Genomic DNA, 22236 nt, shown 5'->3' with positions numbered 1-22236 from the left:
CGGTGTTTTGCGGGATTTGGCCTTTCACTTTGCCAAGGCCGGTGTCAGACGCGAACTGGCAGCCGGAGGCGGTCTTGCACACCAATGGCATTGACGCTCATGTGCCGCGGGGCCGCGAGCCCACCTCCAGCGGCGTCTGTTTTTGCACCCATTTACTCGGGCTAGTGCCGGTTATGCGCAGGAACTCACGGTTGAAATTGGATTTTGTGTTAAAGCCCGAAGACAACATGGCGGAGGTGACGCTTTCGCCCCGCAATAGCGCCTTTTGTGCCGCGGCAATCCGCGCGTCGTTCACATAGCGCGATACGTTCGCGCCGGTTTCGCGATTGATGATCGTGGAAAGGGTTTTGGCCGGAACGCCGAGTTTGCGCGACAGGCGCGAGAGTGTCAGGTCCGGATCAAGATAAGGGCGCTGGTCCGCCATGTAGGCTTGAACGCGCGTCCAGATCTGTTGCTCGGCTTCGCTGGTGCCGGGCAGGGGGGCATCCACGCCCGTCTCTTCCGATTGCAGATGGCTCGACAGGCTGATGATTCCGATCAGCAGTAAATTCCCGATAGAAAAGAGACTGATGATCCAAGGGCGCAGATGGTCGAACCCCAAAGCGATCGCGGCCAGAATGAGTACGTCGCTCAATGCAGAAACGATAAGCGCCGCGCCGATCACCTGCCAGATGCGCGAAGGCAGATTGCCATTTGCGAGATAGGCGCGCGGTTGGGCGTCCGGGCCTTGGCAGGACAGAACGAGAATCGCGCCCCCGTAGATGATAAACGCCCCCGGCACAAAAATGTCCAGAAAACCCGGTGCGGTGGTCAGGGCGGCCACCGCAGTTGCCGGCACCAGCAGGTGCAGCAGATCGCCACGACGCGTAGGGCGCACCGCAGTCCATTGGAAGGCACACCACGCGGCGGGTGGGATGAGCGTTGCTGTGACCGGCTGAACGAAGCGCATTCCGGGCACCATGTAATGCTGGGCAAGCGCGAGGATCGCCGTTTGCAAGGCGCAGACCGCCAACAGAACCGCAATCGGGCTAAGCGCGCCGCGCGTGACCCACAGCCTGATGAACAAGAACATCAAAACAGCGGACGCAAATACGGGGATGGGCAGGCTTGGCATGGAACTCCAACGTGTCAGGGTGTGCAGTCTTGCTAGTCCTAAAACCGGATCATGACGACCTAAAACCGGTTTCAGGACGCCTGCGCGCCCCCGCGTCCGCCATCGTCTGGACCATACACAACGACATGGAGTGAAGGTTGATGAGACATGGTTTTTTTGTTTTGGCGCTGATGGGTGCTGCATCAAGTGCGGTGGCCGATCCCGCAGGTTTCAGGATGATGCAAATCGAGATGCCGCATCACGGTACCCAGACAGGTATATCGATCTGGTATCCGAACGGGGGCGGCGGAGAGGTGCAAGTTGTCGCCCAAAACGCCGTATTCCACGGGGTCGATGCCGCCGTCGGGGCCGGGGTCGCGCAGGGCACCCATCCCGTTGTCCTGTTCAGCCATGGTATGGGCGGGACCACACGGGCGCAGGCCTGGCTTGCTTCCGGTCTTGCCGAGCGGGGCGCGATTGTTGTGTCGGTCAACCATCCCAATTCGACCTGGGGGGACTTTGAAATGTCTATGGGCGTGCACCACTGGACGCGGGTCTGGGACATGTCGGTCGCCTTGGATCTGGTTTTGGATCATCCGGCGTTCGCAGACCACATCGACAGATCGCGGATCATGGCGGCGGGGTTTTCCTACGGCGGCTGGACCGCGCTTTCGATGGGTGGGCTGAGGGGCAATCACGCGGGCATCGTCGAGACCTGTACCATCCATATCGAGACGTTCGCGGCCTGTGACGTGCTGTTGTCCGAGGAGGTCAACATGCAGGGGATCGAGCCGTCCGTCTGGAACGCAAGCTACGCAGACCCGAGGGTCACCCACGTTGCGGCAATCGATCCGGGTTTTGTCTGGGGGCTGACGGCGGCAGATGTGACCGGACTTCTGCCGCAGGTGCACCTGATTGGCCTTGGCGGCCCTACCGACCGGATGAGCGCGACGAATTTTGATGACAGCGGCCTGACAGCACTTTTGCCAGCCGCATCGGTCACGCGGTTTGACCCTGCATTCCACTTTACCGCCATGCCGCCCTGCAAACCCGCGGCGAAAAGCATCCTTCTTGAAGAGGGCGACGATCCGGTGTGTACGGACCCGCAAGGAACCGACCGCGCGGCCGTGCATGCCGAAATCATCCTGTCCCTCGCCTCAATGCTGGGTTTGTGAGCGGTAATTGCCCTGCGCATGGGAAACAGAGGGCAGCCGCATTCCGCCGCAGACAGCGCGTGCCGCGCCGTTTCATTGGCCGAACCGGCAAACACGTCTATCTGGTAGCGAAAGAACCAACAGCGGCGGGACAGTAGACATGACAATCAGCAGTTCGATCGAGTTGAGGGACATGATCCTCGAGACCGATATCGGGACATATGGGCCGAACGACGCGCGGCCGGATCACCACCTGTTGGATCTGACATTGCACATCGCGTCACAGCAGGTGCTGATCCCGCAGGACGGAATGGAGCATGTGTTCGATTACGATCCGCTGGTTGCCGACATCAAGGCTTTGGCCGCAACAGGCCACCGCGAAACGCAGGAATGGCTGATGACCCAGATCGTCAGGTTGTGCGCGCAGTATCTGGATATTCTCGGGGTCGAGGTGTATTTGCGCAAATTCCCCGTGTCGCAGGACACCGGCACGCTTGGTGTGCGGCTGCGGGTGGGTCAGGGCAACCTTGCCGCATGGCGCGTCAGCGCCTGAGTTCGTTCCAGTCCGCAAGCCGGGGGTGCCCGAATGTCCAGAAAGACCCTCAACAAAGACAATCTTGTGGCCCTCGGGCCCGACCGTCTGGCTGATCTGCTGCTTGAGGTCAGCACCGGAAGCGCCGATATCAAACGCCGCCTGCGCCTTGAACTGAGCCACAACCTCGGCGCGTCCGAGCTTGCCCACGAGGTTCGCAAACGATTGGCCGCGTTGCGCAAATCCAAAACCTACGTCAGCTGGCGCAGGCGCAAATCGCTGGTCACGGATCTGACCACGCAGATGACCATGATCGTGGAAAAGATCGCAGCGGACGACCCCGATGTGGCGTTCGACCTGTTGTGGCAGTTCATGGAGCTTGCGCCTTTCATATTCGCGCGGGCGGATGATCGCCGCGGTGATATCGGTGCGGTGTTCAGTGTCGCGGTCCAGCATTTCGAAAACATTGCGCCGCGTGCGGCACAGGATACCGATACGCTGGCCGACCGTGTCTGGACGGCCTTGTCGGAGGATGATCACGGCGTGTTGGATGATATCATCGGTCTGCTGGCCCCGACGCTTGGTCAAGCGGGTCTTGCCCGGCTCAAGGCGCATGTTCAGAACTTTGCCGCCGCCCCGGCAACGCAACAGGATGCGGATCATGACGCGATCCGGTTCCTGCGCGATCTGAGGGGTGAGCGCGACTACCGCGCCGAGCTGAAAGCGCGGTTCGTCAGGAAATGCTTGCGGGAAATCGCTGAAGTCACCGGCGACACAAACGCCTACATCGCGCAGTTCACGCCGGAAGATCTGCAAAGCAAAGCCGTCGCCGCCGAAGTCGCGACGCTTCTGCTGGACGATAACGCGTCGGAACAGGCGCTGGCCGTCTTGAATAGCGCCGACGCTTCGGAAGGCACCCTCGGCCAGACCGCGTGGGACAACGCCATGATCAGGGCGCTGACGGCGCTCGACAGACCGGTTGAGGCGCAGACGCACCGCTGGTCGTGCTTTGAACGCGACCTGAGTGTGCACCACCTGCGAGAATATCTTAGGGCGCTGCCCGATTTCGAGGATGTCGAGGCCGAGGACCGGGCGAGGCGGTATATCCTGTCCTATCCAGCCGTCCTGCCCGCTTTGCGGTTCTGTCTGGACTGGCCCGATCTGTTGACCGCATCGCAACTGGTTTTGGACAGGGCCCATGAGATTGATGGCGAGGATTATACATTCGTCAATCATGCCGCAGATACGCTGCGCGACAGATACCCGCTGGCTGCCACCTTGCTGCTGCGCTCAATGATCGACTTTGCGATCAGGCAGAGGCGGACTGCGCGCTACAAACACGTGGCAGGCCACCTGCAGGATTGCGAAGGACTGGACGCGCGGATCAGCGATTACGGGGCGCACCCGTCACATAACGCCTATGTCGACATGCTGCGAGGCCACGAGGAGTTCTCTCGCCTTATCTCGGGCACCGGCGGCTAGGGGCGTACAGGATGCACCCATCCGGTGCTGGGCCGCTGGCGCAACAGCAGGATCAACCGGCGAGATCTACGGACTGGCGATGCTGCGCTGACGCGGACGCTTTCGGACCGGACCCTGCACGGATGGCGTTTTCGTATTCTTCCTCGTAGCGGCCGATCATCGCGGTGTGGGTGAACTTGCGCCTGATGCGCAGGTGCGGAACGAGGGGATCAATCTGCACCGCGCGGGTCATGGCGCGGGCGAGTGCATCGTCAGATAGGTCTTCGGCGATGACCCCGGCGGGCCCCACGATTTCGCGCACTGCGCCCATATCGGTCGCAGCGACCGGCAATCCCGTTGCCATGGCCTCTGCCGCAATCAGTCCGAACGGTTCGTCCCACATTGGGGTAAAGACCAGAAGGGATGCCTGCGCAAAGGCGTCGCGAAGCGCTGGTCCGGTGACGTGCCCTTCGTATGTAATCTGGTCCGACAGAACAGGTCTGACTGCCGTGTCGAAATAGGTTTCGTCCTCGATCGGGCCGAATACCCTGAGGCGCATACCGGCACGACGGGCGGCGCGCACGGCCAGATCGGTGCCTTTGTTCGGCGTAATGCGCCCCGCCCAGACCGCGGTGGCGTCTCCGCCCGGCACATAGGGCCACAGCGTCGGATCAATGCCGTTGTAGGCAACTGTTGCCCAGTCCGGCGCCTGCGCGGGCCACCATGTCGACATCTGTTTTGCCGATGTGACCGTGATCCGGTTCGATGGCGATCCATAGGTTTGCACGGCACGCTGCAAGGCCCCGAAGGGCGGCACGTGCAGAGATGTGACCATCGGAATGCCAATGGCCTGTGCCCGTTGCAGCGGAAAGCGGTGGAGCGAATTGTTGTGAATGACGTCAAACGCCCCGGCATCCAGCGTGGCGCAGGTGCCCGCAAAGATCGCGTCCTGAAAGCTGTTCAATTGTTCGGTGCCGTGGAATTGGGCGAAAGGGTGGGTTGCCTCGACATGACGCGACACCACGGGGCGCAGGGTGACATCGGGGGTCAGCCCGCTGGTGCTGTCGGCGCTGGCGAAAAGCGTGACTTCATGGCCCCGATCCGCCAGCCCTTTGGCAAGGTGCCACGAGTGTGCTTCCATGCCGCCTTTGAAGGGGGGTGCGATCGGGTGACGGGTGTGGGCAAGGATGGCGACCCGCATCATTCTGCTGCCGTTGCGTGGGCATCATGCCGATGCCGGGGCGTGCTGGCGCGCGCTGACGCCTCATCGGTCCGGACGCGGGCCGCGTTTTCCTCGAGCAACTGCAAGACCTGACCCGAGGACGCGAACGGCATATGCTTTTGCTGGAAGCACAGATCAATTTGCGCACGGCTCGGCTCTCGTATCTGGCGAAGCCCGTCGGGCGTATCATCGACCAACCCCATCAGGCGGAAGGCCCGCAGCCAATGCTCCATCGTGCGGTGCCCCCATTTTTGTCCAAAAATTTCCGTGTTGCGCAGGATCGACGAGATGTGGTGCACAGGTGGCATGCAGTGTTCGTGGTATTGGTGGTAAACCCGCGCACCGCGCAGCCATGAAATGGCCACTCCGCGGTCCTCCAGCGTGCGGCCGAAATCGGTATCCTCACCGCCGTAGCCGACAAAGTCTTCGTCAAAGCCGCCCGAGATGTCCCAGTCTGCGCGGTGGATCGCAAAGTTAAGGGACCAGAAACAGCGGTAATCGCCACAGGGTTTCGTACGGGCAACCGGTGGTCCTTGCCTGTCGGAGTGGCGCACCGCGACCTCGTCGAACTCGGCAAATGTCCATCCGGCATCCGTGGCGCCTGCGGGCAGGTACATGACTTCGCCCATGAACAGACCGGCACCGGGTTCGACTAAGCTGGCGTAATCGGCAATCAGTTCGGGCGCCGGGATGCAATCGACGTCGAGAAACACAAGCGTGTCGAACTTGGCATGTTTTGCAACGATGTTTCGCGCCCGCGACAACGGCAGCTCGGTACCTGTCACCTTGATCTGCCTGATCGGAAAATCCGCATCGGGGAGGTCGGTATAAAGCGTTTCCTGCATCACGGCGATCACAAGTTCGGCGGGCGGACATGTCTGCTGGTTCAGGCCACGGATGACATTTGCCAGATGCGCCGAGCGGCCGCGCGCCAGCGTGAGTGCCGACACACGGGTGTCACGAATTTGGGCTTGCGTCATATCGAAATCTCCGGGGTCAGGGCTCTGTCTTGGGCTGCGGCGGTTGGCGGCGTGAGGGCGGCGATCATCCGGGCGAGCCAGTCGGCGAGTTTGCGAGGGGCGTCTGGGTCTATCAGGCTGCGCTGCACTGCCGGATCATGTGTGTCGTGCGCCAAGGCGATCGCCTTGCGCCAGCCATGCGCTGAAGAAGGCATGGCTGGCACCACATGCGCGGCGCCGATGCGGCCAAGGGCATTTGCCTTTTCTACCTGCTCGTCGAAATATCGCCACTCCGGCACCGCGATCCAGGGCCGTCCGGCAGCCATAATATCGTGGCAGGTCGTGTTACCGGTCGACGCGACGATGGTGTCGGCGGCGGCGATGTAGTCGCGGATCGTGTCTACCCAGCCGTCGTGGCGCAGATTGGCGGGTTCCGTCGCGTGCCATTCTGTTTCGACCTTGCCCACCGTGACCCAGAACTTGTCAGGCGTCGCACGCGCCCCCACGCCGAGCGGCGCCGAACCGAACCCGTTTCCGCCGCCCCCCGAAATGACCAAAACCACCTGCTTGTTCTTGGGCAGGTCCAGGGCGGCGCGGGCGGTCCGTTTGTCAGCGCGCGGCTGAGCGGTTCCGATGCCGGCGGCGAAATGGATCTTCGCCATCAGATCGTTCCAGTCGTCCTGCGCCAGCGCGCGCGCACAGGGTGCGATCAGACCGACACAGCCCGCATAGGCGGCCCGATGACCGATATCGCTGCGGTCCCCGTGTTGGAGTATCTTGACGCATGGCACCGAACAAAGCCGCGCCAGCTGTGCGACTTCGGCAGAGACATCCACGATCATGAGCGCGGGATTTGCTTGGTGGAACCAGTTTGCCATGATGCCCATCGCCGACCGGATACCGGGCCAGCCGAGCGGTGCGCAATGGACCGTTTCGGGTTGGCCGAAGGTATCATTCACGTCCTCGAACCCGGTTGGTTCGAAAAGAGAGGGGATTTTCTCGATGTGGATACCCGCCCGCAGCGGCGGAAAGATATCGGTGCGTGCGCAGAAAATTGTGGCCTTCTGCGAAATCGGCAGGGCGTTCACAATCGCGGCACATCTTTGGGCGTGGCCACGGCCCTGATGATGCACGAAATAGCCGATGGGCCGGGCGGTGCCGGACGTTGCTGCGACCTGCATGTTCATTGCAGCACCCCGGACGACAGCGGCACGGTCGCACTGGGCAGTGCGGGTTTTCGTGCGTGGCCATACCGCGCCAGACCTTCCAGAACGCCGTCCGCATAAGCGGCTCTGGCGCGGTAAAGCTGCGGTGGTGCTCCGTTTTTCGTGGCCTCAGCCAGTGCATTCGACACCAGAATGCTGGTGCCGCTGGCCGCCAGCATGTCCATGTCGTTGCCACTGTCGCCCGCGGCAATACAGTCGGCCAGAGACAGCCCGATGGTCCGTGCCGCATACGCCAGTGCGTTTGCCTTGCCGGCGGCCATGGGCACTACGTCAATCATCCGCCCATGGGAGGCGATCACGCGCACGCGCAGGCCTGCCTGTGCCATCTTGTACCGGATCAGATCGGCCTCGAAGGCAGAGCCGAAACAGCTGATTTTCCATGCCCTTTGCTCGATATCGGGTTGGAGCGTCGCCTCCATGTCACGCAACTGGGCAAACACCTCCGCGCGGTCCCAATCGGCACTCAGCAGATCGGCATATCCCCGATCGAGGCGCAGCTTTCCGAACCGGTCGCGTGCGTGGATTTCTGTCCCGACCGCGGTGATAAAGAAATCGGGTTCGGGCAAATGCCACTTTGCCAGCACGGAGCGCGCTTCGGTGATGCAGCGGCCGGTGTTCACGCAAAAAGCGATGCCGCGATTCTGAGCCCAGGCCCCAAATGCGGAAGCCGCCGCTTTTGAACCGGTCAGCGTGTTGTCGATGTCGCAGGCCAGCAGCTTTGCGGGGGCAGGGAGTTGCTCGCGCGCGGGTGCGACAGCCGAGCGGTAGATCATCTGCACCTGCGCGGCCCACGCGGTCCAGCTGAAGCGGTGGAATTGCGTGCGCGCGACCAGTTGCGCATCGCGGTAGGCCGCCTTGTCGGTGAGCAGGGTGCAAAGCGCATCGCCAATGGCGGTCTGATCGGTCGGCTCCACCAGTATGCCGTGGGCCATTTGCCGCATGATATCCGCTGGCCCCCCGTGTTTGGTGGCAACGACGGGCAGCTGGAACAAGGCCGCCTCAAGCAGCGTGAGGCCAAAAGGTTCGTGCAGGGCAGGGTTCGCAAATAGACCGTTTTGCCTTGCCGCGAGGGCGTAGAGCTCGGCGATCAGCTGATGGTCGTGACGGGCGGGCAGGGCGATGCGACCGGCAAGTTCGGGAGCTTGCGCCAACATCCGCAATTCTGCGATGACCCGCGCAGTCTCGCTTCGGGGGGCTTTTGCCGTCTCGTGCTGGCCCGAAACGATGACGAGGTTGGCACGTTCTCTCAACTCTGCGCGGGACCGGAAGGCCTTGAGCAGGATGGCAAGGTTTTTGCGGTGTACCGGGCGTGCAACCGCGAGGACAAAGGGTTTTACGGGGTCCGCCAGATGTCTGGCCAGCAGCGATGATGCCTTTGTCAGGGCCATGTCCCGCGGGGGGGCGATGGTGACACCCGGCGCGACCCTGTGCACGTGGCCACAGACGTCCGCATCATAGGCGACGACCTGTCTTTCGGCTTCATCGCGCGAGGATACAACGATTGCTTCTGCGTTTCGGAGCGCCTCTTTTTCCTGCGAAATGCGTCGGGTCAAAGAGGCGCATGGCGGTGTTCGTGTGCAGGACGCCTTGTCGATCCCGAAGGAGTGCGGCGTGTAGATAAACGGGATGCCGAACCGCTCTTTGGCGGCAGTGGCCAGAACGGCGGCATCGGCGAAATGGGCATGGATGATATCGGGTTTACGCGGCTGCGAGGCGAGCAGGCGCAGGAAGGATTGGGTTATTTCGGGGATGTGATCGGCAAGGGCCTCCTTGCTCAGATAGTCGGACAGGCGTGTCTCGATCCGGCGGATATTCAGCTTTGGCGCAACGGTTTGCAGCGGCTTTGCGTAATCGGACCCCAGTGCCGGATCACGGAACAGACGGGTGATAATATCGACGCGGTGCACATCCGTGCGCTTGGCCTGTGCGGTCGCGGCGCCTGCGATGTAGCCGATGTGACCGCCGGTATCTTCTGTGATCCCGTAGTCGATTTCAGGCATGGTAAAGCACCCGCCGAGCGCAATATGCATAATGTACATGGCCACCTCCAGTGCTTCCCAACGGATCGATTTTCCGCGCGGTTCCCGACAAAAAAATCGGCCCACCGGACGCGCATGGTCGAATATCCGGCCATTGGCCTTATTTCTTTGAGCAGGTCGTTTGCTCACCCGAAGGGCCAGTTGAGAATTATCAAGTCGCAGGAAGGATCGCTGGAGATGCCACGGTATGTTTTTGTCGGTGGGCTGCACCGCTCCGGAACGAGCCTGACGGCACGTCTGATCGCGGGCATTGACGGGGTCAGCGCGATTGAAGGGGCACCGGTGCCGGAAAACGAGGGCGTTTATCTGCAAGGGGCGATACCGCACGATGCGCTGGCGGGGCGCCCCTTGGCGTTCGCCACGGACCCTCAACAGCATCTGACGGAAAAAAGCGCGTTCAACACGCTCGCCACCAGGCAACGGCTGGATCACGATTGGGCGCCGTGGTTCGACGAAGAGGCCCCGTGGCGGGTCGAGAAATCGCCGGTGAACCTGACGCGCATGCGGTTGTTGCAACAGCTGTTTCCGCTGGCCCAATTCGTAGTCGTTCTGCGTCATCCCGAAATGGTCGCGGCAGCAACGCGCAAGTGGGTCGATCTGGATCAGACAAGCATGATCGACCATTGGCTGGACGCCCACGATATCGTGCGCACTGACATCGAAAGGCTGCATGCCGTCATGGTGCTGCGCTACGAGGATATTGTCGCAAACCCTCAGCAAGCCGTTGCAATGCTTGCCAGTTTCATCGGTCAGGAGGGTTGCGGTGTGAAACCCGGCGAAAAGATCGTGAACGGAAACGACCGCTATCAAGGGGCCGTCCCGATGGACGAGGATCAAAGCCGCCGCGCGGCCGTTTGGGGCTATGATCAAGACGGGGTGGTGCGGCCTTGGCAACCGGTGGTGCGGCACCCGCTCAGGACGATCCGTCAAGCGGTTCAGTCAAAGCGCGCAACGGATCAGGGATAGCCGGCAGTCCATTCCGGTCGGTGTAATTGCGGGCAGGGGAGGACCATCGGGACGGCGGGGCGCGGCCCATTCGATTGGCGTGTCTCGGGGTGGGGCCAGATGACCGATGGACCGCTCCGAATAATACGGAACGGTCAGGTGCGGATCGCATGTCGCGGACGCGGCGAACGGGGTAGCCTAGCGCCTACGCCCATCACGATGGAAGCGATGCGGGCGGTCGCGCTACGTCAGGACGCGATGTCCAGACGGCGCTCTTCCTCTTCCAGCTGGTTGATCCGCTCTGCGAGGGCTTCGTACTGTGTCTTGGCGAAACGGTAGGCATCGCTGTCGCCGTCCATGGGGCGGATGGCTTCGTCGTACATGTCGAGCAGCTGGCGCTCGCCACGAATGACCTCTTCGACAATGTCTTCGTCATCGTTTGACACAAATTCACGAAGGCTGAGGAAGTTGCGATGGGCAGCGGCCAGAAGCGTGCCATCATCATCCAGTTCGACATTTGCGTCGCTCAGATAAGCACGGACCTCTTCGGCCTGACGGGCGCGGTTGGATTGCATGTCTTCGAACAGCGATTTCAGCCGCGGCGTATCGATAAGCTCGGCCGCCTGCTCATAGCCATCGCGGCTGTCGATCAGGGTCGTATAAAGGTCGCTGAGTGCATCGGTTTCGGTCTTCATGTTCGGGATCTCCATTTTGAGTGGGCCCACCGATCTGGTGGCCTTCATCAACGAAACCCGACACGACATGTTCCCGCCGCGGGCCATCAAATTCTGGCGTTGCCAAGGGAAGAGCCGCGCGCCCGTGTCCCTGTTGGCCCAACCGCTTTTCCAGTTGATTTTTATCAATACGATGGGCAGTGCTACACGCCGGGAGGATATAGGTAGTCAGTGCGAAACTGGCCGATTTCCTCGAGCTTTTCGAGATCGTGAATGTTCACGGTCGTGCCCGATATCGTACAGTAGCCGCCTTCGCGCAGATCGCGCATCACCCGGCTGACGTGTTCGACCGACAGACCGCATGACCGCGCGAGCACCGATTGCTGGATCGGCAACTCGAACGACGCACCGCTTTCGAACCCGGCGCGTTGCAACCTGTGCCGGAACTCGCACAGCAGGTTGGCCACCGCGGGAAGCGCCCGCATCGCCGCATTGCGGTAGGTCCAGTGCCGTTGCACCGATGCGTCGATGAGCGTCATCGCCCAAATCTTGCGGCTCAATTCGACATCCGCGTCAAAAATGCGCTGCAGGACGTCATGGTCGAAAACCGCGACTTTCGCTTCGGAGATCGATACGACGTCGTGGTCGAGATGCTTGAGGGGATAGGCGTGGAAATCGACAAAATCGCCGGGCACCTCAACAGCAACGAGCTGCTTTCGGCCCGTCATGTCGTTCGAGATGACACGACCCATGAACCCGTCGATGAGCAGAAGGCTCTTGGAGAGTGTCGTTCCGCGCTCTGTGAGCGTGATGTTGCTGGAAACGGTCCTGACGCTTTCGCAGCCTTCGATGAGCGTTGCCCATTGCGCGGCTGAAAGGTGACGGCTCAGACCGATCTGATCTATTTTGTACTTGGTCATCGTGGCGTGGAGATAGGGCGACTGTTTGAAACGCCAACTCTCGGCTGACGGAAAGATGGCGGGCAGGGCATGGTCGCGTCGGGACGGCGGATCAGATCAGAAGGGGGGCCGGGTATGACCTCGCGTGTTCCGATGACGTTCCGGCAGGCGCCGGTGCGCACCGCGGCCTAGCGCTGCCTTCAGACGAAAAGCCCTTCCGCTTTGAAAGAGTATTCCTGATCCTTGCCGATGATCACATGGTCATGGATGGTCACACCGATGCTTTGACAGGCGCGGTTGACCTCATCGGTCATCTTGATGTCCTGCTGGCTGGGCGTTGGATCGCCGGAGGGGTGGTTGTGGACCATGATCAGGGCGCTGGCGTTCAGCTCGAGCGCACGTTTGGCGACCTCTCGGGGATAGACGGGGACGTGATCGACCGTGCCGGCGGCCTGTGCCTCGTCCGCGACGACGACGTTCTTGCGGTCCAGAAACAGGATGCGAAACTGTTCCGTTTCGCGGTGGGCCATCGAGGTGCGGCAATAGGCGATCAGATCGTCCCATGACGACAGGACTTCGCGCGCGAGCACTTTTGCCTGCCCCATACGCTGGGCAAATGCCTCGGCGAGGCGCAGCTGGAGAAATACCTTTGGCGTCGCGCCATCGACCTGAAGAAGCCGGTGTTCCGATGCGGCCACCACCCCGTTGAGATCGCCGAATTCCGCCAGCAACCGTTTGGCGAGCGGTTTGACGTCGATGCGTTGTACCGCGTTGAACAGCAGCAATTCGAGCACTTCGTATTCCGGCATCGCCGCATGACCGCCCCGCAAGAACCGTTGCCGCAGCCGTTCGCGGTGCCCCCAATAGTGCGGCACAGCATTGCCCTGACCGTCGAGGACAAGCCCCCCACCGGCGGATGCCTCTTTGGACAGGCGCCTCGTGCGGGTATAGGTCGGCGCCATGGCCGACAGCGGAACCGCGTCAATCGGGGCGCAGCGCGCGTCGAGATCGGCAAGCCCCTGCAATGCCTCTTCGGAAAAGCCAGATCCGGTCGACCGCTTCGGGGCTGCGAACCGTTTGTGCCTCTTGGTCTTGAGTTTTTTCAAACTGTCGAGACCGATGGAGAGCGGATTGGTCATTCGGTACCTCCGGCTGACACATTGGAGTGAGGACACATCCACCCATGCTGTGAAAAAGTGGTTAACTTTTCGTAAAGGCCGCTGGCTTTCGATGCGGCCCGTGGTCTTGGCGCCGATCCGCTACCGCATGAGAATGCGATGTCACCGCCGTGTAAGCTATGCTAGACACTCGCTTATGTCCGACCCACTTGCTGCCAAAATCTACCCGTTTCCTGCCCCGCAACCGCACGAACGCCTGAACAATTCGGCCCGTTTGACGGCGCTGGACGCCACCGGCTTGATGGATACGCCCCCGGAAGAGGCGTTTGACAGGGCCGTGCGTCTGGCTACGCGCATGTTGGGCACGCCCGTCGGGCTGGTGTCCCTCGTTGATGGCGAACGCCAGTTCTTCAAAGCTCAGACCGGCCTGCCGGATGCCACCGCCGAGGCGCGCGAGACACCGCTATCGCATTCCTTCTGCCAGCACGTTGTCGCCGCAGACGCGCCGTTGGTCATCCGCGATGCGCGCGAAGACCCGCTCGTTCAGGAAAATCTGGCCATCCCCGATCTGGGCGTGATTGCCTATCTGGGAATTCCGATCCATGCGCCTGACGGCCATGTCCTTGGGTCCTTTTGCGCAATACAGTCCGAGCCCCGCGACTGGACGACAGACGAGCGTGAAATTCTCGAGGATATTGCGTCGGTGGTCGAGACGGAGATTTTGCTGCGGTCCGCATTGGCGGACAGCGCGCAGATCGAAGCCGTTGCAAGCGCCGCGGAGGAGCGGTTGCGCCTCGCTCTGCGTGCCGGACAGATCGGTACTTATGACTTTGACCCACAGACCCAGAAGGCCCGTTGGGATGACGAGCTGTATTCGATCTGGGGCCTGCAAAAAGACGAAGAAGACGTCTTTGCCGCCGTTCAGCAGTCTATTCACCCGGATGACAAGCTTGTGTGGGAAACGGATGTAGAGGCATCCCTCAATCCCGGGGGCACGGGCCAGCATGATCTGGAAATGCGGTTCACTCGGCCGGATACGGGCGAGACCAGATGGCTGCACACGATGGGACAGGCGAGTTTTGTCGACGGGCAAGCTGTGCGTCTGGTCGGAACAGTGCGCGACATCACCGATCATAAAGCCGCTGAATTGCGCGAACAGCTGTTGACGCAGGAACTGAACCACCGGGTTAAGAACCTGTTTGCGATCGTTTCGGGCATGATCAGCATGACCGCCCGCCGCAGCAGCAGCCCCAAGCAGATGGGAGCGGCGCTACGCGGGCGGGTCGAGGCGCTTGCCTCGGCGCATGCGCTGATCCAACCGGCGATTTCGGGCAAGCAGGTCACGACGACGGACGTCACGTTGCAGACATTGGCCTCCTCCATTCTGGAGCCCCACATCCGCACAGCCGATGCAATTACCCTGACCGGACCGCCGGTGCCGCTCAACCCCGATGCCGCGTCCAATCTGGCGCTGGTCCTGCACGAAATGGCAACAAATGCCGCGAAATACGGCGCCCTTTCGGAAGAAAGCGGAAAGCTGGTTCTGACGTGGGATACGATCGCCGGCGATGACGGTACGGCCGTGCATCTGCGGTGGTCCGAAACGGGCGGGCCGAACGTGCCCGGTGCGCCTTCGACCAAAGGGTTCGGCTCGACCCTGATCGAGATGACCGTAAACAGCCAGATGAACGGCAGTATGCAGACCGACTGGCACCCTGAAGGGGTCCGCCACGATCTGTACCTGCCCACTGCGAGCTTTCAGTAGCGGGCCGGTCACCCCTGTGCAGATTTGATTTCGGAACCCTTGGCGGCTTTCACGGGTTTTCCTTTTGAATACCAAAAGGAGAACGGCCATGAGCGACGATAAGGACCAACGCCCCGAGATTGCCAAGGACGACGACAAAAAGCCGCGTGAAGAAATGAAAGATCATTGGAAGAACGCGACCGAAACAATGAACGAGGGCCCCGCTGGTAGCCCGAACGCGACGGACCAGAGCCGCAAATCATGAAATTTACCATAGGGCGCGCGGATGACTGCGCGCCTTTTGCGTTGCCGGTGGCGTCAGGTGATGCCGTCATTTTTTAAGCCTTCCGGTCATCCGACTGAAACCCCATCCTTCGCCGAACCAATTTTTCAATCCTGCCCCAGAAGCGCACAGGCATCGTCATTATGTGCCGCCCCTAGATATTGCGCGCGTTGTTGGGCGCTCAGGATGCCGGTGCTGAGCGTGCAAGCTGTATCGGCACTCAACACGTCCCAAAGCTTCACCATGCCGTCATCGCCCGCGCTTGCGAATGTCTGACCGTCGGGAAAGACGCCGAGACGCCAGATGGCGCCGCCGTGTGCGTCGGGGATCCGTCCGATCAGCTTGCCGAAGTTGAGGTCCCAGATGTGCAGACCGCCGCTCCGGTCTGCGGCGAGAAGGCTTTTACCATCGCCGAGGAACACAACGTCGGTCGCACCGCGGGTGTGCCCCGAGAAATCCTGCAACCGCGTCGCATCGGAAAGCCGCCAGATGGATACTGTCTCATCGCTGTCTCCGACGGCGAGGAGGGTGCCATCGCGGCTGAATGCAACCGACCAGATGAGATTGCCGGATACCTTGAGAACCATCGGGTCGGCGATCCGGTCAATCGGCCAGACGATCACGTCCCCGCGACTTGTGGCGACGGCAATCCGCGATGAACCGCTATCAAGCACGGCGCGGGTCACACGGCCGTGCTGCGGCGCGAATTGACGGGCCGCCGTGGTGTCATCGAGACTGATCAGGTGCACCGCGCTGTCAGCGGCGGCCATCAGGCGGGATGCGTCCGAGGTGTACTGGAGGTCCCAAATGGCCTCTTCAAGAGGCCGCAATTTGGTCAACGGACCTTTTAGCGCCGCCCCCGACAGGATGATGTGGCCCATTCGATCCGCGGTTGCCAGCGTTGTGCCTTCGGGAGAGAGCGCAATGGCCCAGACTTCGTGCCCGTGCGCATGGCCCGTTTTGGTCGTCTGAGTGGTTAGATCAGCGCGGTTCACGGCGCCGCTGGTGTCGCCGAAGAACAGCGCGTCGTGCCCCACAGCGAGACCCTTTGCCTTGGCGCTGTCTCCGGTCGAGAATGCTATCGCGCGCGGTGGAGGCGGGCCGAGACGCCAGAAGCGCACATTCTGGTCCGCGCCGAGCGTCGCGGCAGTTGTGCGATCGTCAGAGACGGAAAGATCCAGAATGCGCCCCGAATGACCAGTCGGAGACATGGCGACGCGTGCCCCCGCCGCGACGTCCCAGATCAACAGGCGGCCGCGGCTGCTTCCGCCCACCAGTTTCGAGCCTGCGGGCATGAACTGGACCGAGCTTATCATATCATTGCCCGAAAACGCGCGGTTCAACACGTCGCCGGATGGGGTCTGCACGATCGCGGAGGTGCCGTCACTGCTGGCCGTCGCAATCCGCGTCCCGTCAGCGCTGAACGACAGCATCCAGACATCGCTGGTATGGACAGTTTCCAACGGGGGAAACACCGGATCACCCGCTGGGTAGGTCCAGGCGTGTACTTCGCCCGACCCGGTCCCCGCAGCGATTGTCTTGCCGTCCGGGCTGAAGGCGACGCTGGTGAAATCGCCGTGGCGGGAGCCGATTACACGGCTTTGCGATTGCCCCTGCGCTGTGGTCGACCAGACGTTGACCCGACCATCCTCACCGGCGGTTGCAAGCGCCGCACCGGACGGATGAAACGCCAGCCGCCATTGGATGTCACCGGCCTGACCGATGGGGGTCTGGTTGCCGGTAAGACCGTCGTTGAACGGCCAGATCGCGACATGCCCTTTATCGCCCACGGCGGCCAGCCGTTTGCCATCGGGCGCAAACGCGATGTCCTGAATGCCACCCAGATCGCTGACAAGCCTCTCGCCGATCTGCTGGCGGTTTGTGGCGTCGAGAATACGGATCGTGCCGTCACGCCCCCCCACGATGACGTGGCGACCATCGGGCGATATCGCGAGCGCCAACGCGTCACCGACGGCGACGGGCGTGCCCATGGGCACGGGCAGACCTGTCGCCAGAATGCTGCGCGCCTTGAGCAAAGCCACCTGCGCATCGTACCGTGTGCCCGGGTCGCGCGACTGCGAAATGGATTGTGCCGCAAGGTTGAGCGCGAGCAGCGGGTCTTCCATCGCGTATCCTGCCGCTGCGGCGCCGAGCGCGCTCGACAGACGGTCCTTTGCCATGAGGGTCGCGGTATCGGCAAGCGCGGCATTCTGGCGGGCCTGTCGCGATTCCCGAAAGGCGATGACCGATGCTGCCGTGGTGCCGATTGTCAGCGCAACCAGCGCACAAACCGCGAGCATCTGCCGCCGCCTGCGTTTTTGCCGCCGCGCATCGGTTTCACTTCGGGCGGCATTGCGCGCCATCTCGCTGCGCGTCAGAAACTCGATTTCCTTTGCCCCGACACTGTCGCGATGTTTTTCCAGCCACTCCAGTATGTAGTCCAGCCGCGCCCCGCTCACGAGCATTTCCGCCCCGCGGTCGGCTTCGATCCACTCTTCGGCCATCTGAACAATCCGGAGGCGCAGCCGCAAATCCCCCCACGACCGGTCGATCCAGCGGCTGAGCCGTGGCCATGAGCGCAGCAATGCCTCATGCGTGATCTGGATGGTTTCGTCATCGACCGTCAGAAGCCGCGCTTCGGTCAGGCGTATGATGACCCGCCCCATCACCCTCGCGTCCGGATCATCGTGCAAATCAGCGCGGGCGAGGATGCGGCGGGTGTCTGCACCGCCCTCGCCGGGGGTGACAAGGCTGAGCAAGAGGCGCTCGGCCACCTTGCGTTCCTCGTCCGAAAAGGTGTTGTCGAAAATCGCATCCGCAGTTTGCTGGATCGCGCCGGTCATGCCGCCACTGCTGCGGTATCCTTCGTAGGTCAGCGTCGCACCCAGACGCCGTTTCCATGTCTCGACAAGCGCGTGGGAGATGAGCGGCAGAACACCGGCCTCCTTTCCAGCCTCCGCGATAATGGCATCGACGAGGTTCTGTTCCACATAGGCGCCCGCACGGCGCGCCGGTTCGACGATCGCGCGACGCAGATCATTTGCCGACATCGGCCCGACCAGCACCTGATTGCGACTGACCGCTTCGGCGAGCCATTGGATGGCGGCACATTTCTCGTAAAAATCGGCGCGGATTGTGATGATGATCCGCACATCGCTGTCTGCCGGGTCACAGATCGCCGCGAGCGCATCGACAAAACCCTGCGTTATCTTTTCGTCGTTCAGGGTAAAAAGCTCTTCGAACTGGTCGATCACCAGCAACAGCGGGCGATCTTGGGCGTCTTGCAGGACCTGTCGTGCGGTGGACGGGCGGGCAATGAATTCGTCGAGCCTGACGCGGGCATCACCGTCGGCACCGCGCAGGCGGAAAAACAGTTCTGCCAGCGCATCGCGGCCCGGCGTGAACAATTCGACCCGCCAGGTGTCGCTGCCCGGGATCAGCCCCTGTTTCAAAGACGGGATCACGCCCGCGCGGATGAGTGAGCTTTTGCCGCTGCCCGATGCGCCGCCGACGACCAGTATGTGGCTTGTCCGCAGGCGTTGGAGCAAGTCAGCGACAAGTTCTTCGCGGCCAAAGAAACGGTCGGCATCTTCGGGCTGAAAGGCGCTCAATCCGTGGTAGGGGCAATCCCCGTCCGGTCCGGATACTGAAACAGAACCGTCGCGGGGGCCTACGGCTACAGGTTCCTGCGCGGCGATGCGCGCCATGATGTCGTGGGCCGCGCTGCTCCATGACTGGATATCGGCAAACCGCTCGGACGGGCGTGCGGCCATGCCGCGGACAAAGAAGTCCTGCCAGAGCGGGTGGTTTTTTTCGGCACCGGCCCCGAGGTCGGCTGCCGCGGGCGGTCGTGTGCCCGTGACCGCGTACCAAAGAACCGCCGTCGCGGCATATATGTCGGCCAGAGACGTGGGTGTCTGGTCGACGTCAAACTGTTCCGGCGCCATGTAGGCCGGCGTTCCTCCGACAAGCTGGCAACCGGCGCTCTCGCGTTGCAGATCGCTCGCGATGCCCAGATCGCCGATCATGACACGGGCGAAACCGGCGGGGGCGGATGGGGGCGCAGGGGCCTGCACGGTTCGATCGTCCGATGGCGGGACTGCGGCGGCGTTGGAACTGCGCAGACCCACGGTTTGATAGAGAATATTGTCGGGTTTGATATCGCGGTGGACGACACCCGCACGGTGGATGGCCGAAAGCCCCGATGTGACCGCATCCACCAACTGCAGCACGTCATGCTGCGGCATGCCACCATCCGCCTCCGTGCGTCCACCAAGCTGCGCCGTCAGAGGCCCCTGATCGGCGTAATCCATCACGAAATAGGGCTGACCGCTGGACAGCCGTCCGATGTCATGCACGCCCACCACGTTGTAGGACTGTATCCGGCGCAGCAATCGCGCCTCTTCGATAAATCGCGCAGTCAGCGCGTCATCGCCCGCCTCGTTCTCGAGCAGGATCTTGATCGCGACATCGGCGGCAAGTTCTTCGTCCCACGACAAGGCGACGACGGCAAAACCACCGCGCGCAATCTCATGGCGAACGACATAGCGTCCGATGTAGCCCGGCAGTTCCATTTATGATCCAGCGTCAGAAGTGCGCAGATACGTCGACGCAGTGCAAAGCCCCGGGATCAATGATGTCGTGGTTGCGATCGGCCGCAGAAATGCACAGCGATGACGCATCGCCGCGTTGCGAAAGCGATGTGACGCCCGTGGTCGTATAGCTGGGGTAGGCATCTGTCGGATGCCAATCGCCCTGCGCGACATTGTGTACGGTTTCGGCGTTGTTGCTGACCTGTTTCACATCGTAAAGCTCACCCCACCAAATGTGGAAATGGTTCTTCGAAATATCGGGATCGAAATTCGCGTTGATCTCAAGGCTCAGCTCTCCGTCGGTCTGTGTTGCCGATGCGATCTCGATGGCGCAGCCGTCCACCGGACAGGCATTTGAATCCTGCGCCAGAAGTGGGCCACAGACGGTGACCCCCAATACGCATGTGGCTGTGGCGGTGTGGGTAACAAATTGCTTTTTAAAATCCTTCATCAACATATAGCCCCCCATTTAGAACGGTAATTGCTCTGACTTCGGTTTCATGAGACTATCACAGAACTGGAAAAAACCCTAACTGCGCCGATTTTCAAAGGGCGCGGGTGCCAAGGTGGAGCGAGACACATGCAGGTTGTCGGCGCGGCGGTCATGGCAGATGTTTCCAACAGCACGCCGCTTTTCGAGGCCTTGGGCGATGCGGGTGCGGTGCGCGAAATCAACCGGTGTCTCACGGACATACGCCGTGACATCCGTGCCCGCGAGGGCGTGTTTCTGCATTCCAGAGGGGATGACGTTCTGGCCTTTTTCGAGAACGCGGATGCCGCGCTGCAAACCGCGATGGCGGCGGTAAGGAACACGCGTGATGCCGTGCTCAGGGTGCACGCCGGGCTTGGCTGGGGCGAGATGTTGCGCGTGCCCGACGATATCTATGGCACGCCTGTGAATATGGCCGCCCGCCTGTCGTCGCTTGCCAAAGCCGGTGAGGTTCTGGTGCTGGAGCCGCTTTACCGTCAACTGTCGCAATCGCACGCGCAGCTTTTGCGCGAAGTTGATGTCATCCGCCTGAAAGGGTCGCATGAACCGGTCCGGGTCTATTCGTATCTGGCGGAGGATCCGGCGGACCGGACATTGAACTTCGCGGGCGATACGGCGCCATCGGCGGGCCGCCTGCAGGTGAGGCTGATGTATAATAATGCGCGCTTTGATGTGGCCGAAGGGGTGGAGCTGTCCATCGGGCGCGCGTCTGATGCCGATCTGGTTGTCGCCGCGCCGTGGGTGTCGCGAAACCATGCGACCGTAACGGTCATGAACGGTATCGTGGTGCTGCGCGATCACAGCACATCGGGCACTTACATCCGGATGGATCGAGGCCGCGAGCTGCACGCACACCGCAACAGCGTCACCTTGCTCGGGGCGGGCACTGTGTCGCTGGGGGCGCCGGTCGGTCAGGCACGCGAGGCGGTGATCCGGTATGCGCAGACACATGTCACCGATGAAAGGGCGGCGGGAGACTAGGACAGCTGTAACAACGGACGGAGCATTCCGATGAAGCGCAAGGCAGAAGGAAGGCGCGGCAGGGCCGTAGAGGAGGAAAATTGCGCTGCGAGTAATTGTGCGATGACAACCTTCCGATATGGCACGGCGACCCACACCGGCTGGGTGCGCGCGCAGAACGACGACAGGCTTATCGCCTTGCCTCATCACCGTATCTGGGCCGTGGCGGATGGCATGGGCGGGCACCGTGCGGGTGGCCGCGCCGCGCAAACGGTCGTGGACTGTATCGCTGGCGTCCCGCGCAGTCCCGATCCCGAACAACAAATCCGCGCGCTGCGCGGCGCCATCCAGAAGGCACACGACATTCTATTGGAGCAAAGCCGCGCAGGGTCGGGGGGGATCATGGGCACGACCGTCGCGACGTTCATGGCGTCGGACAATTGCTTCTGGTGTGACTGGGCGGGGGACAGTCGGGTGTACTGCGTCAGGGACGGCACGCTGCGGCAACTGACGGCGGATCATTCGGTCGTTGCCGACCTTGTGGCCTTGGGCGAACTGAGCTGGCCCGAGGCGCGCCACCATCCGCAGCGCCACGTGGTCAAGCGTGCCGTGGGCGCGCAAGCAAATCTGGATCTGGGCACAGTCACTGGCACGCTACGGCAAGGGGACCGGTATGTGCTGAGTACCGACGGGCTGCACAACGCGCTCGATCTTGAAGCGATACTGGGCGATTTGCGCGACACACCGAGCGAAGAGGTAGCGGAAACCTTGTTGAAAGCTGCGCTGGATGGCGAGGGCGAAGACAACATCACGGTGATTGTGATCGACGTGGCATAAGCCCGCCA

Annotated in this window: 18 protein-coding genes; 8 read left to right on the top strand and 10 right to left on the bottom strand. The window is 61.8% G+C overall.

The window, feature by feature from the left end; translation table 11 throughout:
• Positions 1-97 precede the first annotated feature (97 nt).
• Positions 98-1114: an AraC family transcriptional regulator gene (locus K3756_RS10825; protein ID WP_259987270.1), complete on the bottom strand. Its 1017-nt coding sequence runs from the start codon at positions 1112-1114 to the stop codon at positions 98-100.
• 140 nt (positions 1115-1254) lie between these two features.
• Here K3756_RS10825 and K3756_RS10820 point away from each other — a divergent pair, with 140 nt between their 5' ends.
• The 3 genes from K3756_RS10820 to K3756_RS10810 all read left to right on the top strand — a co-directional run bounded on the left by K3756_RS10820 (position 1255) and on the right by K3756_RS10810 (position 4261).
• Positions 1255-2268 carry a hypothetical protein gene (locus tag K3756_RS10820; protein WP_259987268.1) on the top strand — a complete coding sequence of 338 codons (1014 nt, stop codon included), beginning with the start codon at positions 1255-1257 and terminating at the stop codon, positions 2266-2268.
• A gap of 139 nt (positions 2269-2407) precedes the next feature.
• Entirely contained in the window at positions 2408-2800 is a 393-nt protein-coding gene (locus tag K3756_RS10815; protein ID WP_259987266.1) for a dihydroneopterin aldolase, read from the top strand.
• A 33-nt stretch (positions 2801-2833) separates the two neighbouring features.
• The gene (locus tag K3756_RS10810; protein ID WP_259987264.1) at positions 2834-4261 is read left to right on the top strand and encodes a DUF6880 family protein; all 1428 of its coding nucleotides are present in this window, start codon (positions 2834-2836) and stop codon (positions 4259-4261) included.
• 52 nt (positions 4262-4313) lie between these two features.
• Here K3756_RS10810 and K3756_RS10805 read toward each other — a convergent pair whose 3' ends face one another.
• Genes K3756_RS10805 through K3756_RS10790 form a run of 4 tightly spaced genes read right to left on the bottom strand, consistent with a single transcriptional unit; the run spans position 4314 to position 9686 of the window.
• Positions 4314-5444 (bottom strand): glycosyltransferase, encoded by a 1131-nt coding sequence (locus tag K3756_RS10805; RefSeq protein WP_259987262.1) that lies wholly within the window; start codon positions 5442-5444, stop codon positions 4314-4316.
• Positions 5441-6442 (bottom strand): glycosyltransferase family 2 protein, encoded by a 1002-nt coding sequence (locus tag K3756_RS10800; protein ID WP_259987260.1) that lies wholly within the window; start codon positions 6440-6442, stop codon positions 5441-5443. Before K3756_RS10800 ends, K3756_RS10805 begins: the two co-directional genes overlap by 4 nt.
• Positions 6439-7608 carry a hypothetical protein gene (locus K3756_RS10795; RefSeq protein WP_259987258.1) on the bottom strand — a complete coding sequence of 390 codons (1170 nt, stop codon included), beginning with the start codon at positions 7606-7608 and terminating at the stop codon, positions 6439-6441. Before K3756_RS10795 ends, K3756_RS10800 begins: the two co-directional genes overlap by 4 nt.
• Positions 7605-9686, bottom strand: coding sequence for an HAD-IIB family hydrolase (locus K3756_RS10790; RefSeq protein WP_259987256.1), 2082 nt, complete (start codon positions 9684-9686; stop codon positions 7605-7607). Before K3756_RS10790 ends, K3756_RS10795 begins: the two co-directional genes overlap by 4 nt.
• A 177-nt stretch (positions 9687-9863) precedes the next feature.
• Between K3756_RS10790 and K3756_RS10785 the strand changes: the two genes are divergently transcribed.
• Complete coding sequence (locus tag K3756_RS10785) at positions 9864-10652, top strand: sulfotransferase (protein WP_259987254.1); 789 nt, start codon at positions 9864-9866, stop codon at positions 10650-10652.
• Positions 10653-10879: 227 nt separating this feature from the next.
• Here K3756_RS10785 and K3756_RS10780 read toward each other — a convergent pair whose 3' ends face one another.
• The 3 genes from K3756_RS10780 to radC all read right to left on the bottom strand — a co-directional run bounded on the left by K3756_RS10780 (position 10880) and on the right by radC (position 13343).
• Entirely contained in the window at positions 10880-11326 is a 447-nt protein-coding gene (locus tag K3756_RS10780) for a PA2169 family four-helix-bundle protein (protein WP_259987252.1), read from the bottom strand.
• 182 nt (positions 11327-11508) lie between these two features.
• Positions 11509-12225 carry a Crp/Fnr family transcriptional regulator gene (locus tag K3756_RS10775; RefSeq protein WP_259987250.1) on the bottom strand — a complete coding sequence of 239 codons (717 nt, stop codon included), beginning with the start codon at positions 12223-12225 and terminating at the stop codon, positions 11509-11511.
• Between the two features lie 179 nt (positions 12226-12404).
• Complete coding sequence (gene radC, locus K3756_RS10770) at positions 12405-13343, bottom strand: RadC family protein (protein ID WP_259987248.1); 939 nt, start codon at positions 13341-13343, stop codon at positions 12405-12407.
• Between the two features lie 175 nt (positions 13344-13518).
• Between radC and K3756_RS10765 the strand changes: the two genes are divergently transcribed.
• The gene (locus K3756_RS10765) at positions 13519-15087 is read left to right on the top strand and encodes a GAF domain-containing protein (protein WP_259987246.1); all 1569 of its coding nucleotides are present in this window, start codon (positions 13519-13521) and stop codon (positions 15085-15087) included.
• Between the two features lie 88 nt (positions 15088-15175).
• The gene (locus tag K3756_RS10760; RefSeq protein ID WP_259987244.1) at positions 15176-15331 is read left to right on the top strand and encodes a hypothetical protein; all 156 of its coding nucleotides are present in this window, start codon (positions 15176-15178) and stop codon (positions 15329-15331) included.
• A 125-nt stretch (positions 15332-15456) separates the two neighbouring features.
• Here K3756_RS10760 and K3756_RS10755 read toward each other — a convergent pair whose 3' ends face one another.
• On the bottom strand, positions 15457-19923 hold the full coding sequence (locus K3756_RS10755; RefSeq protein ID WP_259987242.1) for a protein kinase domain-containing protein: 4467 nt from the start codon (positions 19921-19923) through the stop codon (positions 15457-15459).
• 13 nt (positions 19924-19936) lie between these two features.
• Positions 19937-20392 carry a hypothetical protein gene (locus K3756_RS10750; protein ID WP_259987240.1) on the bottom strand — a complete coding sequence of 152 codons (456 nt, stop codon included), beginning with the start codon at positions 20390-20392 and terminating at the stop codon, positions 19937-19939.
• Positions 20393-20521: 129 nt separating this feature from the next.
• On the opposite strand from K3756_RS10750, the gene K3756_RS10745 reads away from it, so the two are divergent.
• Both K3756_RS10745 and K3756_RS10740 read left to right on the top strand, forming a co-directional pair.
• On the top strand, positions 20522-21412 hold the full coding sequence (locus tag K3756_RS10745; RefSeq protein ID WP_259987238.1) for an adenylate/guanylate cyclase domain-containing protein: 891 nt from the start codon (positions 20522-20524) through the stop codon (positions 21410-21412).
• A 102-nt stretch (positions 21413-21514) separates the two neighbouring features.
• Positions 21515-22228, top strand: coding sequence for a PP2C family serine/threonine-protein phosphatase (locus tag K3756_RS10740; RefSeq protein ID WP_259987237.1), 714 nt, complete (start codon positions 21515-21517; stop codon positions 22226-22228).
• Positions 22229-22236 lie beyond the last annotated feature (8 nt).

The organism is Sulfitobacter sp. S190 (assembly GCF_025141935.1).
GTDB lineage: Bacteria > Pseudomonadota > Alphaproteobacteria > Rhodobacterales > Rhodobacteraceae > Sulfitobacter.
This window is presented reverse-complemented; position numbering and strand designations above follow the sequence as displayed.

What these genes read in the sequence shown, in the direction of transcription:
- K3756_RS10785 (WP_259987254.1), top strand. Translation starts at nt 9,864, where the DNA reads ATGCCACGGTATGTTTTTGTCGGTGGGCTGCACCGCTCCGGAACGAGC.
- K3756_RS10765 (WP_259987246.1), top strand. Translation starts at nt 13,519, where the DNA reads ATGTCCGACCCACTTGCTGCCAAAATCTACCCGTTTCCTGCCCCGCAA.
- K3756_RS10760 (WP_259987244.1), top strand. Translation starts at nt 15,176, where the DNA reads ATGAGCGACGATAAGGACCAACGCCCCGAGATTGCCAAGGACGACGAC.
- K3756_RS10750 (WP_259987240.1), bottom strand. Translation starts at nt 20,392, where the DNA reads ATGAAGGATTTTAAAAAGCAATTTGTTACCCACACCGCCACAGCCACA.
- K3756_RS10780 (WP_259987252.1), bottom strand. Translation starts at nt 11,326, where the DNA reads ATGAAGACCGAAACCGATGCACTCAGCGACCTTTATACGACCCTGATC.
- K3756_RS10820 (WP_259987268.1), top strand. Translation starts at nt 1,255, where the DNA reads ATGAGACATGGTTTTTTTGTTTTGGCGCTGATGGGTGCTGCATCAAGT.
- K3756_RS10775 (WP_259987250.1), bottom strand. Translation starts at nt 12,225, where the DNA reads ATGACCAAGTACAAAATAGATCAGATCGGTCTGAGCCGTCACCTTTCA.
- K3756_RS10825 (WP_259987270.1), bottom strand. Translation starts at nt 1,114, where the DNA reads ATGCCAAGCCTGCCCATCCCCGTATTTGCGTCCGCTGTTTTGATGTTC.
- K3756_RS10815 (WP_259987266.1), top strand. Translation starts at nt 2,408, where the DNA reads ATGACAATCAGCAGTTCGATCGAGTTGAGGGACATGATCCTCGAGACC.
- K3756_RS10790 (WP_259987256.1), bottom strand. Translation starts at nt 9,686, where the DNA reads ATGTACATTATGCATATTGCGCTCGGCGGGTGCTTTACCATGCCTGAA.
- K3756_RS10800 (WP_259987260.1), bottom strand. Translation starts at nt 6,442, where the DNA reads ATGACGCAAGCCCAAATTCGTGACACCCGTGTGTCGGCACTCACGCTG.
- K3756_RS10740 (WP_259987237.1), top strand. Translation starts at nt 21,515, where the DNA reads ATGACAACCTTCCGATATGGCACGGCGACCCACACCGGCTGGGTGCGC.
- K3756_RS10745 (WP_259987238.1), top strand. Translation starts at nt 20,522, where the DNA reads ATGCAGGTTGTCGGCGCGGCGGTCATGGCAGATGTTTCCAACAGCACG.
- K3756_RS10795 (WP_259987258.1), bottom strand. Translation starts at nt 7,608, where the DNA reads ATGAACATGCAGGTCGCAGCAACGTCCGGCACCGCCCGGCCCATCGGC.
- radC (WP_259987248.1), bottom strand. Translation starts at nt 13,343, where the DNA reads ATGACCAATCCGCTCTCCATCGGTCTCGACAGTTTGAAAAAACTCAAG.
- K3756_RS10755 (WP_259987242.1), bottom strand. Translation starts at nt 19,923, where the DNA reads ATGGAACTGCCGGGCTACATCGGACGCTATGTCGTTCGCCATGAGATT.
- K3756_RS10805 (WP_259987262.1), bottom strand. Translation starts at nt 5,444, where the DNA reads ATGATGCGGGTCGCCATCCTTGCCCACACCCGTCACCCGATCGCACCC.
- K3756_RS10810 (WP_259987264.1), top strand. Translation starts at nt 2,834, where the DNA reads ATGTCCAGAAAGACCCTCAACAAAGACAATCTTGTGGCCCTCGGGCCC.